This is a genomic window from Sphingobacterium sp. HSC-15S19, assembly GCF_050433745.1.
Classification (GTDB): Bacteria; Bacteroidota; Bacteroidia; order Sphingobacteriales; family Sphingobacteriaceae; genus Sphingobacterium; species Sphingobacterium siyangense.
Genome location: NZ_JBNPWQ010000001.1, coordinates 213207 through 230770 on the forward strand (window position 1 = coordinate 213207; position 17564 = coordinate 230770).

9 protein-coding genes are annotated in these 17564 nt (G+C 40.3%); 5 read left to right on the forward strand and 4 right to left on the reverse strand.

All coding sequences use genetic code 11. From position 1 onward, the window contains the following. Positions 1-167 precede the first annotated feature (167 nt). From L1283_RS00985 to L1283_RS00995, 3 genes are all read left to right on the forward strand, one after another. On the forward strand, positions 168-1094 hold the full coding sequence (locus L1283_RS00985; protein WP_145330767.1) for a 2-hydroxyacid dehydrogenase: 927 nt from the start codon (positions 168-170) through the stop codon (positions 1092-1094). Between the two features lie 152 nt (positions 1095-1246). After that, positions 1247-3316: a M48 family metallopeptidase gene (locus L1283_RS00990; protein WP_145330765.1), complete on the forward strand. Its 2070-nt coding sequence runs from the start codon at positions 1247-1249 to the stop codon at positions 3314-3316. A gap of 118 nt (positions 3317-3434) precedes the next feature. Beyond that, entirely contained in the window at positions 3435-4025 is a 591-nt protein-coding gene (locus L1283_RS00995; protein WP_145330763.1) for a dihydrofolate reductase family protein, read from the forward strand. Between the two features lie 105 nt (positions 4026-4130). Here the strand turns inward: L1283_RS00995 and L1283_RS01000 are convergent, their stop codons facing one another. Beyond that, positions 4131-4628: a DinB family protein gene (locus L1283_RS01000; protein WP_145330761.1), complete on the reverse strand. Its 498-nt coding sequence runs from the start codon at positions 4626-4628 to the stop codon at positions 4131-4133. 370 nt (positions 4629-4998) lie between these two features. Between L1283_RS01000 and L1283_RS01005 the strand changes: the two genes are divergently transcribed. Both L1283_RS01005 and L1283_RS01010 read left to right on the forward strand, forming a co-directional pair. Further along, positions 4999-5571, forward strand: a complete 573-nt coding sequence (locus tag L1283_RS01005; protein ID WP_115050120.1) for a hypothetical protein — start codon at positions 4999-5001, stop codon at positions 5569-5571. A gap of 137 nt (positions 5572-5708) precedes the next feature. Then, positions 5709-11708 (forward strand): alpha-2-macroglobulin family protein, encoded by a 6000-nt coding sequence (locus tag L1283_RS01010; protein ID WP_429625636.1) that lies wholly within the window; start codon positions 5709-5711, stop codon positions 11706-11708. 73 nt (positions 11709-11781) lie between these two features. On the opposite strand, the gene L1283_RS01015 is transcribed toward L1283_RS01010, so the two are convergent. From L1283_RS01015 to L1283_RS01025, 3 genes are read right to left on the reverse strand one after another with little or no spacing between them, the layout of a single operon-like run. Further along, positions 11782-13221: a TolC family protein gene (locus L1283_RS01015; protein WP_429625637.1), complete on the reverse strand. Its 1440-nt coding sequence runs from the start codon at positions 13219-13221 to the stop codon at positions 11782-11784. Next, positions 13214-16375 (reverse strand): efflux RND transporter permease subunit, encoded by a 3162-nt coding sequence (locus L1283_RS01020; protein ID WP_088162530.1) that lies wholly within the window; start codon positions 16373-16375, stop codon positions 13214-13216. Before L1283_RS01020 ends, L1283_RS01015 begins: the two co-directional genes overlap by 8 nt. Positions 16376-16391: 16 nt before the next feature. Beyond that, positions 16392-17477 carry an efflux RND transporter periplasmic adaptor subunit gene (locus tag L1283_RS01025; RefSeq protein WP_145330755.1) on the reverse strand — a complete coding sequence of 362 codons (1086 nt, stop codon included), beginning with the start codon at positions 17475-17477 and terminating at the stop codon, positions 16392-16394. Positions 17478-17564: the final 87 nt, after the last annotated feature.

Here is a 17564-nt window from a genome sequence, read left to right on the forward strand (position 1 = left end):
TAATGTTTGATTATGGTTGTCTTCCGCCAATTTACGATTAAAATAAATTCAAATTAAGTTATTTTAATAATCATCTATTGCTGCGGATCTATGGGGATCGGAGATTTCTGTGAAGAAATCAAATGCTGGCCCATTCTAAAATGTTATTTTCGTATAAAAAAGAGATTATGAGCATAGCTTTGCTGCTGAATACTGCTAGGGCAGAAGAATGGAAGGTCGAGATCACTAAACATTTACCTGATGTTAAGGTGGAGATATATCCCGAAATAGAAAATTATGATGCGGTAGAATTTGCACTTTGTTGGAAGCCTGATGCTAATTACTTTACTCATTTTCCTAATTTAAAAGTTATTCAGTCGGGAGGAGCGGGGATAGATCATTTATTCCCAAATAAGATTCCTTCAACGCTCCATATCTGTAGGATAATAGATCCAATGCTGAAAAGCGATATGTTTGAGCATATTTTGACCTGTTTGATGCATGCAATGAAGAATTTTTCGATGTATGCTACAGCGAAGGAACAACAGCATTGGCAACCACTAGTATATAAATCCATTGGTGAAACCAGTGTAACAATTTTAGGCTTAGGTGAGATTGGAGGCTATGTTGCCGAGAGGCTGGTTCAGTTGGGGTTTCTAGTAAAAGGATGGTCCAATTCCCCTAAAGCGCTTCCAGGGGTAGTTTCTTTCTCGGGACAGGAAGGACTTAGGGCGGCTGTGGAAAATAGTGATTTTGTTGTCAATATTTTACCCCTGACCGATGCCACAAGAGGAATTCTGGATCGTAATCTTTTTGAATTGTGTACGAATGAAACTGTCCTCATAAACGTTGGTAGAGGTGGGCATCTCGTTGAAAATGAGCTACTGGAGGCTATTGATAAAGGGCAGATTGCCCAAGCTTACCTCGATGTCTTTCACCTGGAACCGCTGCCAAAAGATCATCCATTTTGGTCCTGTTCTTCTATTTTTATAACACCGCATGTCGCAAGTCGAACCAATATCAGTTCGTCGGTTTTACAGGTAGTAGACAATTATAAACGAATGATTCGGGGGGAGGCTTTACTGAATGAAGTTTCTTTGGAAAAAGGTTATTAATGATAATATCCCCTTTAAGGGGCTAATGATAATGTACTCTGATGTGTAAATTGGGTATGTTTTTTTGTTTTTGATTTTTTGTAAACTTATAGGCAAATGGATTTTATTTTTTAGATTTATATAGTCAATTATCCTTGCTTTATTAACGGTTTATGAACGTACAAGTATCTACAAACTTTAGAAAACACGCGCGTAAAACAATTTTATCTATTGTTGTTTTTGCGGTTACTTATGTTATTCTGCTACTCTTGGCAATAGGTATTACTGTTGGTTTTACTTTATTGGGACTATTGATGTTCACTGCCAAGCCCATGTTTTTAACCGCAGTATTATGTTTGGGCCTACTCGCTACAGGTCTGACTATACTATTCTTTTTATTAAAATTTGTTTTTGCGTCAACAAAAGTTGATACGGGGCATCTTACACAGATATATGAGAGCGACGAACCACAGTTATTCGCACTTATTCATGAGGTGGTAAAGGAAGTTGACACAAGCTTTCCAAAGAAAATTTTTCTATCGCATGATGTCAATGCATCTGTATTCTATGACTCTAGTTTTTGGAGCATGTTTTTACCCATTAAGAAAAATCTTCAGATTGGTGTGGGGATGGTGAATGCAGTTACTCAACAGGAACTAAAGGCTATTCTTGCACACGAGTTTGGCCACTTCTCACAAAAAAGCATGAAAGTGGGTAGCTATGTTTACCATGTTAATCAGATTATCTACAATATGCTGTATAAGAATGAATCGCTGGATAATATGTTTGGTAAATGGGGTAACATCAGTGGGTACTCTGCTATTTTTATTGGTATATCGATGTTTATTATTCAACAGATTCAGCATATTTTGAAGCATCTTTATGAATATGTAAATCTCAATTATTTGGCGTTATCAAGAGAGATGGAATTTCATGCGGATGAAATTGCGGCACATGTTGCTGGTTCCCAGGCTTTGGCTGACTCGCTCTTACGTTTGGGGTTTGCAAACCATGCACTAAATAATGTACTTACTTTCTATGATAACAAATTTTCTGAAAATATCCGTAGTCGTAATATTTATCCAGAGCATCGTTGTGTCATGCTCTTGTTTGCGGAACGCAATAGATATCAAGTGCGAAATGGCTTTCCCCAGATCGAATTGGCGACTTTAAAAAAATATGATAAATCGAAGTTATATCTTGAAGATCAATGGTCGTCTCATCCATCGGATGAAGATCGGGTAAAAGCATTACAGAAACTTAATATTGTCAAGCAAGAAGCCAACAACGCACCTGCTATTGAATTACTAGCTAATCGTGCTGCCGTAGCAAACCAAATTTCGGATAAGTTGTTTGCGCAGTTACAGTATCAACAGCCCCCATCACTGTTAGAAATAACGTCTTTCAGTGATGATTTTGAAAGTCGAATGAACAAGTATGCTGTTGATCAAAGATTCAATGATTTCTATGACTACAATCATCCTGTGCGAAAAGGTGAAACTCCAATTTTTCAGGAACAGTCAAAGCCGACTTTTGATGAGTTGTTTGCCGATAGTAGAGTTGATACACTGTATGAACTTAATAGTCTAAAAAATGACAAATATGTCGTTGAAGCAATCAGCAAAGGAGAATTAAAATTAAAGTCCTTTGACTATGACGGTATAAAATATCGAGCTGCAGACGCTATCGAATTACTAAAAAAAATTGAAGACACTATTGCAGCTACGGAGCATAAAATTACCGACTACAACCAGCAGATCCATTATTATTTTGCACACTTGGCTGATACGCAGGGGATGTGTGAAGAGTTTGAACGAAGATATGATGATTTTGCTTTTTTCGACAAGAATTATGAGGAGGCACAAGAACTTTATGCTCACATGACGGAGAATACCCGGTTTATATTTCAGACTTTGCCCTTCGCTGATATTGAGGCAAGGTTGCAAGACGTCAAACGTAGGGAAGGAGAATTAAAAAAGAAACTGGCAACGCTTTTGGCACTTCCCGGAAGCAAGGATGAATTGGATGATACGTTGCTTACTTCATTGGACACGTATATCAACAGGGATTTAATATATTTTAATGTAGATCATTATAACGAGGATAATCTTCAAATCCTTTTTAATGCGATATCGGCCTATAAAAAGTTATTGGATGACCAGCATTTCGCGAAGAAAAAGCACTATTTGAATTTTATGCTTACCCTTGAGGAAGGTAAAGGACAGAAAAAAGAACTGTCGTAAATGCCCTTGTATATTGACGGTTTGTCCCCGCTGTACGTCGATTGAAATGGTTTATTTTTGATAGACAGTAACCCAGTTTTGAATTGGATTTGTTTTATTAAATATTAAACTTTTTGTTATGCGGAAATTAATAATGAAAATGTCTATTTCTATCGATGGATTTGTTGCAGGAATCAATGGAGAGACTGACTGGATGTTTAAAAGTGGCGACGATCATTCTAGCGCATGGGTTTTAAATATTTGTGAATCTGCCGGCGTTCATCTAATGGGTCGAAAGACCTTTGAAGTAATGGCTTCCTATTGGCCTGCTTCAACAAATCCTTTTGCGGCAGCAATGAATGAAATCCCTAAAGCTGTCTTTACAAAAAAGGGCTATCATCCCAAAACAGAAGATTTTGCTCACAATGCTAAGCTTCCTGCGAATTCCTCTTGGATGAATGCCCGTGTTTTTGATGCAGGTCTCATTGAAGGAATAAAAGCGCTCAAAGCAGAGGACGGAAGCCCTATCTTGGCACACGGAGGTGCTGAGTTTATGCGAAACCTCATCGAAACGGGCTTAATTGATGAATATCATCTAGTTACACATCCGGTCGCATTGGGAACTGGCTTATCCATATTCAATAGACTTTCTGAATGTCTTGATCTAAAGCTTGTGGATGTTCAAGTTTTTCCTGGGGGTGTGGTTGCACATAGCTATTGTCCAGTGTAAAAAAACTACAAAAGCTGTAAAATAACCCAGCTGTATTGATACCAGATAAAGAATATCATGAAGAAGTGTTATGATATTCTTTACCTTGTATATTCTATTAAGGGCTTAAAAATTCTGCGAATCTGCAGAAGGTCCATAACTCGCTGGCAACGGGATATCATTGAGTCTATAGTAAACACCTAATTGTGCCCTGTGATGTGTAATCTGGTTTAATGAGTGACGAATAGCACCGTATTTGCTCCAGCTTGCCAGTTTATGGCCATCATTTTTAATGGTCCAGCTTGGAATTAAGTCTTCCTCCTTAGCTGTTTCTAAAGCATTTTTTCCGGCTTCGTAATCTTCGTCCAATTTTTTTAAGAGATCATCCCGAGTCACTAGACTTGTTGGCACATAAGCACTTTTGGCAAAGTCAAGTTCTGAAGTCTTTAAAATGGTACTTGGCCATTCGAAAACTTCGACTAAGTGGGTTGCCAGACGCATCATTTTCATACTTTTTTCATGTGGGACATATTCATTCTTGCCTTCAGGGAAAAGTGCAATGAAGTTTTTTGTAATTTGATATTCATTCGCTAATTCTTCTTTTAATTGTGGTAATGTTTCCATGTTTTTTTACTGTAATAATTTAAAATTCGATTAGTTATCCTACTAATAGCTTTTGCTCTGGAATTGTTTTTTCGTTTAGTATTTGTTTTCCTGCTAAGGTTAAACAAAGATATAACCACTATGTGACAGCTATGTGTCAGTATGAATTGGATGAATCATCATTTATGATAAAAATAAAATAGTGGCAGCTCCTGTTATCTCATGTTGTTGAAAACTTGGACTGCAAAGGTTCGAGTATTTGTTTTTTTATAACGTTTATTTAAGCAAGCGCTGCAAATAATAAAGCAGGTCAAGCGAATTGTAAAAAGGGTGAAAATGAGCATATAGACTAAGTATATTTGATTGGTAATTAATTAAATAAAATTGAACGATGGGAAATAAGAAAGCAATATTCACTTTTGTAGGCCTGGTATTGGTTGCAGTACTTGGTATCGGTATATGGGCTTACCGTCTTCTGGGAAATATGGAGGCGGATCAGGAAAAAACAGAACAATTATCTTCCCGAATTTTAGCTGGTTTTGGCGATCATACCGCTATTTATAAATATCCAGTACAATTGTCCGCAGTCGACTGGGGGAAGAGCTGTCTAATTCTTGAAAATGGCGGTGCCGGTGATTTGGGAATAACTTATAAGGAAAAATGGAACGAGGCATTGGGAACAGTAGATAATTATCCCGGTGATGCTGTCAAAGGCATTGTTATGATAGCGATGGACATGCAGGAAAAAGGAGAGTACGTCAATAAGATCGGTCAAAAAGATAAAGCGTATCAGCGCAATTATATTATTAGCTATGTAGATCTCGAAAAGAAGGTAGTCATCGCCCGCGATACCCTATATGGTGAGGAGCCGCCTTTGGTCAATCGTTCCAGCGGTTCGGGAGCTGGTGACTTTCCCTCGGACACTGAAGTTGTAGATTCAATCAAAGGTAGATTGAAATTGTAATTTTTTTTTCTCCGTTTATGGAATTTTGATATTCTTCGCATCCCTGCACGAAAGTTGAAGTGCCGGATGGAAAAATCTAGTACTTGGCTTTAGGTAAATTTATCTATTTTTAAAAGAATTTAGCCAGTATCTTAAACATGAAATGGAAATCAATTGTTGTCTGCTTTTTAGCTGTTCTGTATTCTGTGGTCCTTTGTGGGCAATCGACCTTATTCAATAGTCCGCGTGGATCTTCTGACTATTATATTTATAAACTGAGCCCAGAAGTTTTAAGAAAAATTCACTTGGGAGAGAAGAAATTCGATGAAACTATGCTCAGCGATTTTTTTCTCAAGTATAAGGCCGGAAGTCCACAGCCGACTTTACCTCCTGGTAATTATGTCCAGGTCCGCGCCAGTGGAGCTGATCTCATTTATCAGGAATTGATTAGTGATAACCTATATGTCAAGATTATTCCGGCAGAAATTTTTGCGATTTGTCTATACGATTCTATGGGAACGATTATAAAAGATGCCCAAGTAAAAGTGAAGGGACGTCGCATGTCATTCGATAAGAAGTTTCATTATTATAAAGCTGCCAATGCAAATAGTGACGATGTCGTCAGTATTGAACATAAGGGTGTCTATCATTACCTGAGTGTAGAACGGAGTTGGCCTTACAAAGACAGGGTTCCATTATGGAAAGGGATCAAAAATAGCTGGCTTAGAACAAAGTTTAAGATTAAGAGACTCTTTCATAAACAAGAAACTGAACAGACAGAAAGCTTTATGGTTTTTAACAAGCCAATGTATAAGCCAAATGAGCAGGTTAAATTTAAAGCTTATCTTGAGGAAGAAAAATGGAAACCTTACCGTGATTCTATTACCGTACGTCTGACAGGTGGATATGGATATGCCAAAGATACCGTTTTGGCTCGACTTGCTCCCTATCGTCCGGGAATGTACAACTTTGCATTTGATTTGAAGGGGCTTGGTCTCATCCTTGATAGGGATTATGGGATTTCTTTGGAATCTACGAAAGCCAAAGACGTCTTGCATCAACAGTCTTTCCGATATGAAGACTATGAGTTAAAAAGCCTAAGCTTTAATATGACGTCCGAAAAGACGAAATATGCTAAAGGAGACAGTGTGCGACTGAAACTAAAAGCTTTAAATGAAAATGAAATGCCCATATATGATGGGAAAGTAGATGTGCGTGTTGTGACAAGTCCACTTTATACACTTGATATAAAATCCAATAAGGTCAATTTTATTCCAGATACATTATGGCAAACGAGCATTTCGCTTGCAGATGTGGCGGAAAAGGAAATTGTATTACCCGATTCAATCTTTCCGGCTGACATAGGTCTTACATTTCGGGTTATTGGCACCTATCTAAGTTCGGATAATGAAAGAATTGAGCGAAGTCTCGACCTTAATATACTCAACAGCGAAAAGGAAATTCGTATTGCTGTAAAAGACGGGCATGCAGAGCTGAAGTATTTCGAAAAAGGTGTTGCGATGCCAACAACTGCTCAGCTAATGATATTAGGTGAACATCGTGAAGTGCTGAAGACTGAAAATTTGAGTTTACCTAATTTGGTTTCTATACCTTGGCAGGCCGAAGAAATTGTTGTCAAGTCGAATGGATTCAGTAAAAACGTTTATCTGGAGGATCAAGAGCAGGCACAACTGAATTATCGGTTTTATCGAACTACGGATTCGGTGATATTGCATGTCAATAATCCCGCTATGATTCCATTTTGGTATCGTGTCTATCGTGCTGGTCGTACGATTGCTTCGGGTTATAATACCAAATTAAAAGGTACATTTTTAGCTCGGGGAAAAGACGGGTATAGCATGGAAATCACCTATCTTTTTGGAGGAAAATCAAAAGTTATCCAGGAAGAATTACCCTATGTGGAGAAGAATTTAAATTTGGCAGTCAACACGGCGACGACAGTTTATCCGGGGCAGAAGGCTGATGTAGAACTTTCGGTTACGGATAAGAATGGTAAACCGTTGAAGGATGTTGATATTACGGCCTATGGTTTTACCTCAAAATTTAGGTCAGCAACCACTCCAAATATTACGATGGGTGGTCTGATGCGAAGGGCAAGAGTCTCACAAAATCTTAATTTTAGTTTGGATGATGATGAGAAGGCACATCAGGGAGCTCTTCAAAATTGGGCAAAATGGTCTAAAGAGATGCAGTTGGATACGATGGCTTTTTATCGGTTTTTATATCCCAAAGATTATTATCAGGAGTCTCTTCCTCTAGATGCTGTCAAGAGTCAGATTTCCCCTTATGTCGTTGTAAATGGTGTAGTGCAGGGGATCCATTTAGTCTGGATAGACGGTGTTCTGACTTATGCTAAACAAGACCAACAAAATAACAATACTATTTTTGAAGTTTCTCCGGGGCAGCATGATTTCAGATTTAGGACCAAGGATCGCGACATTCGTGTAAGTGGCTTTTATCTTGAAAAGGGGAAAAAGGTCATTGTTTCCTTTAATGCCTCACAGGATACGATTGGTTTTACCTACCCCGAAAAAGAATTCAGCAAAGGCCAAATTTTGGTTTACCGATTACCTAAAGAAGAAGGTGGTAAGCTCTACACTAACGAATTGACTGAATTGAAGCGCCAGTTGATTACAGTAACCAACAATTTTGGAGCCTGGCAATTACCCAATAATAATGCATTGATTGAGATGCCGGCATATATCCAGACAGCAGGAGATCTCTACTACCTCAATCCCGTAAGAAAAACCGTTTACGATAACCGGTTGCGGACACAGGTTCCCGTAACCCTGATGGTGGGACCATTTCCAAGGACAGAAATGTATAACGGTGTGTCCAAAATAGGCACGCTCATGGTTGACACAGCGAAAATCGGACGTTTTGAAATTGAGGGAGGCTATCAATACAGTATCTATAAAAATTACCAAAAACAAAAAAGCTGGGATGGCAATCCTTTGCGGATTGATCTGTATGATTTTACGCCAAAGTTAGATTTTCAGGAGAGGGTATGGACCTTGGAGGATATCAAGGCAAACGTAGAACGTACTTTCCAAGAGACGATGCAAAATAGCACGGGACTTGCGCAATTTGCTACGGTGAAGAAAGGAAAAAAAGACGCTATTTTTAAATTGAATTTAATTTTGGGCAATGATGCTGCACAAAAAGGCATTCGACCTGCATTGATCTTTATTGAACCGACGAATGTCGAGGAGAGAATGTATTTTAGACTGTTTTACGGCGGACATCGAAGTTTTGGAGATCTTCCGGTCGGCGATGTTACTTTGCATATTGTAAAGGATGATTCAACTTCTTTTAGTTTACCAATCAAACTCAAAGCCAATGGGATGAATTATCTCAGACTGGATTCTATTCAATGGAGCGATGCATCCCAAGCGGCGAGATTGGCTTACAAACTTGTACGCGATGAAATTATTGTGCGTACCGTGGAAAATCCATTGCAGGATTCTATAAGGCATGGGCAGGAGATTGATCCGCGGTTCTTAAAAATAGACCAGGAAGGTTTTAGAGCGAAAAGAAATAATAATAAGGTCGCCCGGATCTTAGTTTATGATGGTGATACGCCATTAATTGGGGCTAAAGTAAGTGTTTCGGATACAAAAAAACGATATTTCACAAGCTTTGACGGTAGTTTGGAACTTGAGCTCTCCGATGACAAAAATGCTGTTCTTGAGATTGCTGCTTTAGGGTACAATACAGCTACAGTCAAAGTCTCCAGTGGCAAAGATTATTTCGTTGAGTTAAAGCCAAGCGAAAATCAATTGGATGAAGTGGTTGTTGTGGGGTATGGCGTCCAAAAAAGGCAATCATTGACTGCGGCAGTGAAATCGATCAATGCTAGGACGGATGGGGTGACTACGGCTATGCTGCAGGGGGCTGTAGCAGGGATTCGTATTCGTGGCGCTGCTAGTCTGGCCCCCAATGAAAAACCATTGATTTTAGTAGACGGAGTCCCCTTTGAAGGTGATATTTCAAGTCTTGATCCATCGACTATCGCGTCATTGAATGTGATTAAAGATCAATCTATGCTGGGATTATACGGTGCTCGGGCCGCCAACGGCGTGGTGATGGTTCAGATGAAAGCTGGAGCTTCTGCGGCATCGACAGGTGCTGTGGATATGCCCTATTTGGAATCTGGAAATACGATGCGCGTGAACTTCCGCGATGATGCATTTTGGCAGCCAAAGCTAACCACCGATGCTCAGGGAAAAGCTAATTTTGAAGCGACCTATCCGGATGATATTACCAATTGGCGAACATTCTTTATTGCTAAAGGAAGTAAAAATTTCGCCGACATAAAAGAGCTAAATGTCAAATCTTTTAAAGCTGTTTCGGCACATTTGGCGACTCCCCGATTTGCCATCAGGGGTGATCAGTTTTCTGCCATGGGACGGGTTGTCAATTATCTTAGCGACAGCTTACAGCTCTCGCGTACCATCAATAATGGACTAACAACGCAGGAGGCAAAGTTGAAAATTGCGAAGTCCTATCGGGATCCTATATCGGTTATTGCCGATAAGGGGGACAGCATCCAACTTGCTTATTCGATCGGATTGTCAAATGGATATTTTGATGGTGAAAAACGTAGCATTCCGATTTTTGAAAAGGGGCTTGAACAACATGAAGGAGATTTTAAAGTGCTTAACAGTACCGCAGAGTATTTGCTAAAAACTTCTCCTGCGCTAGGCGAAATCACCTTGCATGCCGAAGCAAATTCGCTGGAATTCTTACAACGGGAAATCGAATCTATTGATCGTTACAAATTTCTATGCAATGAGCAGATGGCTTCCAAATTGAGTGCATTACTTTCTAAAAAAGAGCTTACAAAATTGATCGGAAAGCCCTTTACAGAGGATAAGAAAATAAAGGATCTTTTGAAGGAGTTACAGAAAAACAAAAATTCCAATCAGGGCTGGGGCTGGTGGAACAAAAGTGAAACTGTGACCTGGATCAGCAACTATGTGATCGGGGTACTGTTGGATGCCCGAGAAGCAGGATACCAGGTTGAGATCGATACGGAGATCTATGCAGAACGTGAAAAGACCATGTTGAAAAGCAGCTTGGCTTCGCTGGATCTTCTATTGGATAAAGATAAGCTTCACGGGGCCAAAGAGAATTTGTTTGGCTCCCTGATATATCTGCTCCGGCTAGATCCGAAAACCGATTACAAAGATTATTTCTTCGAAATTGATACAAAACTGAAAAGTAAAACCATTAAGGATAAACTGTTGAAATATCTATTGATTTCAAAACTGGGTCTTAAAGATTCACATGCTGCAGACACTGTTCTTAAATATTCCTCAAAGGCTGTCTTAGGTGGGCTTTATTGGACTTCTGGAACTATAACAGATCAGAAAGGCAGATCTTTTATGCGACCTACGGAAACCAATACCGAGAATACACTGTTGGCTTACGGTGTCTTAAAATCAATTGGTGGTCATGATTCGGATTTAGAAAATATCCGTAATTACTTTTTTGCGCAGCGGCAGCAAAACCAATGGTATAATATCTACGAATCTTCGCGTATCATACGAAGTATTCTTCCTGATTTACTGAAAGAGGGTGAGTCTTTCCAGGCACCGGTTATGGTCATCAATGGCAAACGCGTCACTACATTTCCGTATACGCAAAGCTTTAAGTCGGATGAACAGATTAAAGTGAGGAAAGAAGGGACGGGGCCGGCTTTTGTGACAGCCTATCAAAATTTTTGGAATCCAAATCCTGTCATAGAAAAAGAAAAGGGGCTTGCTGTGGCAACTCGATTTAAGGACAATGGTGCTACGGTAGCGGCGCTGAAGGAAGGGAATCCTGTAAAACTTGAAGCAAGCGTAACCTTAACTGGTGAAGCTGAGTATGTGCAGATCGAAGTTCCTATACCGGCGGGATGTTCTTATGAAACCAAAACCAATGGATACTATAGAACCGAGGCGCACCGGGAGCATTTCAAAGATCGTGTAGTCATTTTTTGCAACAAACTGGGGAAAGGTACACATACCTTTGAGATCGAACTTTTACCTCGTTATACCGGGACTTATACAGTCAACCCAGCGAAGGCTGAATTAATGTATTTCCCGACATACTATGGAAACGAGAAAATGAAAGAAATCGTGGTGGAATAAATATGCTTTTACAAAAAAAGGGACTTATCACATGATAAGTCCCCAACATATAAAAACTAAAATTGAAAGTGTGCTATTGATGATCCCATCCACCACCTAGGGATCTGTATATCGCTACGCTTGCTTTGAGTTGGTTGACCTTCTTCTCAACGAGCTCAAATTTGGATTCCAGGGCATCGCGTTGTGTCAGCAGAACCTCCATATAATCTGCGCGGGCGTATTTAAAAAGGTCGTTGGAAATACCGATAGACTCATTTAATGCATCGACTTCCTTGGTCTTAATTTGTAGGCCATTCTCCAGATTTTTAATTTTGGAGAGCTGGTTTGCAACTTCAATATAAGTAGCCAATATAGTCTGCTCATAATGGTAAACAGCCTGAACCTGTCGTGCATTTGCGCTATAATACGCGGCTTTAATTGCCCGTTTGTTGATCAAAGGGGCGGTGAGTTCACCAACGAGGGAAGAGAGAAAGGCTTCCGGTTTGATGAGATAAGTCGGATCAAAAGCTTGAAAACCTACTCCCGCCGCAATGTCCAAAGAAGGGTAAAAGCGGGCTTTGGCCGATTTGATGTCCAGTTTGGACGCTGCAAGTTCATATTCAGCCTGCTTTATATCAGGTCTGTTTTCCAGGAGGTCGGCCGGGATGCCGGCATAAACGGTTTGCGGAACAAGCTTATCAAATGATTGTTGATCCCTTTGAACCGGCTGCGGGAATCTTCCAACAAGGTAGTTTATTCTATTTTCTGTTTCTGTGATCTTCTGCTTGATATCATATTGCATACCTTGGGTTTTCAATATCTGGGCTTCAAATCTTTTGACGGCAAGTTTATTGGATCGCGCATTTTTCTTCAAGTCATTTACGACGACCAATGCATCGTTTTGAATCTTTACATTCTCATTGATAACCAGAAGTTCGTTATCGAGCGCCAGGAGTTCATAATAAGAATCTGCAATTTCAGCGATCAGGTGAGTTACCATAAAGTTTTTGCCTTCCACGCTGGCAAAATACCGTTGCAGCTGCGCTTTGGTCGCATTGTGGAGTTTACCCCAGATATCTGTTTCCCATTGTGCCTGTACACCAACTCCAAAATCAAATAGCGGTTCAGGCATTTCGCGTCCGGGTTCGATTTCTGTATTCTTTTCCATCGCTCCAATGTTTGTGTAGCGACTTACTTTGTCGACCCCCGCACCAACTTTTACACCTACGGAAGGTAGATATTCACCTTTTTTGGCGCTTACCTCATTTTTGGCTATTTCAATTTCCTGAAGCATAATATGTAGCTCCTGGTTGTTTGCTAGTGCCTGACCGATCAGTCCTTGTAGATTGGGATCGCTGAAATAGCTGTTCCATTTGATTTTTCCTGTATTCACGGTGTCGCTGTCAGCATCCCCATAGTTTCCGGGAACGGTTCTATTTTCGGCACGTTGTTTTATTTCCAGTGGTTTGCAGGCTGCAAGACTAAGCAAGAAAAATGCGAAACCTGTATAGTGATATAATCTGTTCTTATTCATAATGTATCATGTCTTCGCTTAATGGTGATTCGTCTTCGGCTTGGATCATTTTTCTTCCGTCAGCCAATTTTGCAAAAATGTAGTAGAGTCCGGGAATGACAATAACGCCAAAGATAGTTCCGACGAGCATACCTCCCAGCGCTGAGGCACCTATGGTATGGTTACCGATAGCTCCGGCACCACTGGCAAAGACAAGTGGTACAAGTCCAGCGATAAATGCAAATGAGGTCATGAGGATAGGTCTGAAACGTGCTCGTGAGCCCTCAATAGCTGCTTCTAATATGCTATCGCCAGCTTGGCGCCTTTTCACGGCAAATTCTACGATAAGCACCGCATTTTTACCCAATAAACCAATAATCATGATCAGTCCGACCTGTGCATAGATGTCATTTTCCAGTCCCATAGCTTTTAATAGGAAGAATGATCCAAATACACCAACTGGTAGCGACAACAATACCGCAAACGGAATGATAAAGCTTTCGTACTGTGCAGCAAGTACAAGATATACGAAGACTAAGACGACTAAAAAGACATAAACGGCTTCGTTTCCACGTTGGGCCTCATCATAGGACAAGCCCTCCCAGGCAACTTTATAGCCATGTGGTAATGTTTGAAGTGCAGTTTCGTTGATTGCCTGAATAGCGTCAGCCGTTGTATACCCATTTGCCGGAAGTCCACGGATGGCGGCCGAATTGTACATGTTGTAGCGCGTGATTTCGTTTGGTCCCTGTGTTTTTTTTAAGGTCATAAAGGCCGAATAAGGAACCATTTGGTCATGATCGTTTTTGACGTAAAGGTTCATGATATCGGAAGGTAGCCTTCTAAATTCTGGTGAAGATTGTACATAGACTTTGAAGAACTGACCGAAACGGATAAAACCCTGCTCATAGGTACTACCGATAAGGATATTGAGGTTGTCCATGGCTTTACCAATGGAAACGCCTTTTTGCATGGCGGCGTTATTGTCAAATACCAATTCGTATTGTGGGTAATTGGCGGCAAAGAATGTAAAGACTCCGGTGAGTTCCTTACGTTTCTTTAGATTAGCGATAAATGCTTTATTTACTTTATCGAAATCTTGGTAATCGGTGGTCCTATTGAGGTCCAGCAGGCGCATGGAGAAACCTCCTGAAGAACCAAACCCTGGAACAGCGGGAGGTTCGAAGAATTCAACCGTTGCACCTAGATTTTTTGATTTTTCTTCAAGTTCTTCCATGATCTCTTTAACGGAGTGTTCACGTTCACCCCAGGTTTTGAGGTTGATAAGACAGGTTCCTGCATTCGATCCACGGCCTTCCGTCATGATTTCATAACCCGCCAGTGATGAGACAGATTCTACCCCATCTACCCCTTGACAGATCTTTTGGAGCTCTCTGGAAAGCTTATTGGTCTGTTCCAATGTTGATCCTGGAGGAGTCTGAATAATGGCATATATTGTGCCTTGGTCCTCGCTCGGTATAAAACCTCCTGGAAGCGTTTTGTTAATGACGAAAATTCCGACACAGAATGCTATTAAGATACCCCATGTAATTACTTTTCGGCTGGCAATTTTACGAAGTAAGGAGGCATACTTGCCCGTTATTTTATCAAAAGTACGGTTAAAAAGGTCGAGCGATTTAGTGAATACATTTGATTTTTTTGGTTTACCATGGTTATTTTTCAGGAGCATCGCGGCAAGCACAGGAGTAAGGGTTAATGCGACTACTGCAGATATCACGATGGAACTCGCCATGGTAATTGAAAACTGACGGTAAAATGTTCCGACAGGGCCTGTCATAAATGAAATGGGGATAAAAACGGCCACCATAACAGCTGTAATAGCGATAATAGCACCTGCGATTTCGCCCATGACTTCTTTTACAGCGCTGTATGGCGATATGGCACTTTCTTCCATTTTGGCATGTACTGCTTCAATGACCACAATGGCATTGTCCACGACAATCCCGATAGCAAGCACCAATGCAAACAAGGTCACTAAGTTGATCGACATACCGAACCATTGGATGACGAAGAATGTACCTATCAGCGAAACGGGCACGGCGATGATTGGAATCAACGTCGAACGCCAATCGCCAAGGAAAATAAACACAACAATGGCAACTAAAATAAAAGCATCGCGTAGGGTATGCATCACCTGTTCGATAGAAGCATCCAAGAATTGGGATACGTCATAACTGATTTTATAGTCTATCCCTGGAGGAAAGTTACCTTTCATCTCAGCAAGTTTTGCCTTCACATCTTTAATAACGTCATTGGCATTACTACCATAATTCTGTTTCAACACAATTGAAGCCGAGGGATGCCCGTCTAAATTGGAATAGATGTCAAAGAACTCACTACCCAATTCGACTTTAGCTACGTCTTTTAACTTGATGTTTTCACCGTCGCCGTTTGCGCGAACGATAATATTGTCGTATTCTTCAGGTGTATTGTATTGCCCTTTATAAGTTAGGACATATTCGAGGGATTGCGCTGCAATACCCGAGCTTTGTCCCAGTCGACCGGGACGGCCGATAATACTTTGTTCTCCTATCGCTTTCATCACTTCATCAACTGATAAGCTATAGGCGCGCATACGATCGGGATTTAACCAGACGCGCATGGCATATCTACGGCTACCTAAGATTTGTGATTTGGCTATACCATGAATACGATTGATTTCAGGAATGATATTTACCGTTGCATAGTTGTACAAGAACTTTTCATCCATGCTTTTATTTGTACTGTAAAGATTCACGTACATCAGCATACTAGGCTGAATTGGATTGACGACGACTCCTTCCTTTTGAACAAGTTCAGGCAGTAGTGGCATAACTTGATCCACCCGGGTTTTGACCAGTACGACGGCATCGTTGGGATCTGTTCCTGGATCAAATACGACGTTTACGGTTGCTTCACCGGCACTGGTCGCATCGGTTGCGATATAGCGCATTCCCTGTACACCGTTGATTGCATTCTCCAGTGTAATCAGTGAGGATTTTACAAGTACATCAGCGCTTGCACCAGGATAGGCAATGGAGACCGCCACTGTAGTCGGTGCGATTTTTGGAAATTGCTCAGTAGGAAGTTGCTTTATGGCCAAACCTCCGATAAATAGGATTACAACCGATATGACAATAGCAAATACCGGTCGATGTATTACTTTTTTAAACATAATGCTGCTTTTTTAATTACTCTGCATATAAATCTAAGTTTGACATGACTTTCTCCGGAGTCTGATATTTGGATTCAATAGTCTGGTTTTCCTGTACCATGCGAAGTCCATTCAGCAGAATTTTTTCGTCCTTGCCCAATCCGGAAGAAACAACATAGATATGCGGCAGTTCTGCAGCAACTTTTATTTCTCTTGCTTTTACTTTATTATCTTTTGTAATAACGTAAACATATTTTTTTTCAAGCTCCTCGAATGTAGCTTTCTGAGGTATCATAAGCGCGTTATTATAGGGCGATGTAATGACGATATTGCCTGTCTCGCCATAACGCAATAATCCCTTTGGATTTGGAAAAGTCGCTCTGTAGGCAATATTTCCAGTTTCATTATTGAAGTCTGATTCAATTGTTTCAACAATACCCTCATGACCGAATTCTTTTCCATTGGCCATGTTTAACCGTACATGCAGCGGGTTATTGTCTTGTTTTGCGTCCATTTGATTGAGGTATTCAACTTCGGGTACATTGAAGTAAACCCACATTTTACTGTTGTCGGACAGCTCTGTGATCAACTCACCTTCATCGACAAGACTTCCTTTACGGACATGAAGCTTACCAACGATTCCTGAAAACGGTGCTACGATATCAGTAAATTTGAGATGGGTATTCATAGCGGCTAACTCAGCTTTGGCTTTTTCATATTTTGCTTTTGCCATTTCAGTTTCCTGCGGAGCGACAATATCTTTTTCGGACAGATTTTTGGTGTTCTGATATTCGATTTCAGCATATTTTACCTCTGCTTTAGCACGATTTACATCGGACTCATAGAGGTTGGGCATGATTTTAAAGAGGGGTTGTCCTTTTTGTACAAATTGACCTTCATCGACAAATATCGATTGAATGTAGCCTTTTTCCTGTGCGCGCAATTCAATATGGTTGATCGAACGGATTTGGGCTACATAATCTTTATTGACAATTGTATCTTTGACCAAAGGAGTAGTGACATTGAAAACTGCAGCTTCTTTTTTGTCTTTTTTTTCTGACTGACAGCTTGTCGATAGAATAATAAGGCACAGGCTTATATACATAAAGCTTCTCATGACCATAATAATAGTTTTTTAATTATTTTCGAAAAATTGAACAATAGTGTGACCTGCTTCCAAATGGTTTTGAAAGCTATTTTGATGTTTTTT

Coding starts and splice junctions, on each gene's coding strand:
- L1283_RS01015 (WP_429625637.1), bottom strand. CDS start 13,221: ATGAATAAGAACAGATTATATCACTATACAGGTTTCGCATTTTTCTTG.
- L1283_RS00990 (WP_145330765.1), top strand. CDS start 1,247: ATGAACGTACAAGTATCTACAAACTTTAGAAAACACGCGCGTAAAACA.
- L1283_RS01000 (WP_145330761.1), bottom strand. CDS start 4,628: ATGGAAACATTACCACAATTAAAAGAAGAATTAGCGAATGAATATCAA.
- L1283_RS01005 (WP_115050120.1), top strand. CDS start 4,999: ATGGGAAATAAGAAAGCAATATTCACTTTTGTAGGCCTGGTATTGGTT.
- L1283_RS01020 (WP_088162530.1), bottom strand. CDS start 16,375: ATGTTTAAAAAAGTAATACATCGACCGGTATTTGCTATTGTCATATCG.
- L1283_RS01025 (WP_145330755.1), bottom strand. CDS start 17,477: ATGGTCATGAGAAGCTTTATGTATATAAGCCTGTGCCTTATTATTCTA.
- L1283_RS01010 (WP_429625636.1), top strand. CDS start 5,709: ATGAAATGGAAATCAATTGTTGTCTGCTTTTTAGCTGTTCTGTATTCT.
- L1283_RS00995 (WP_145330763.1), top strand. CDS start 3,435: ATGCGGAAATTAATAATGAAAATGTCTATTTCTATCGATGGATTTGTT.
- L1283_RS00985 (WP_145330767.1), top strand. CDS start 168: ATGAGCATAGCTTTGCTGCTGAATACTGCTAGGGCAGAAGAATGGAAG.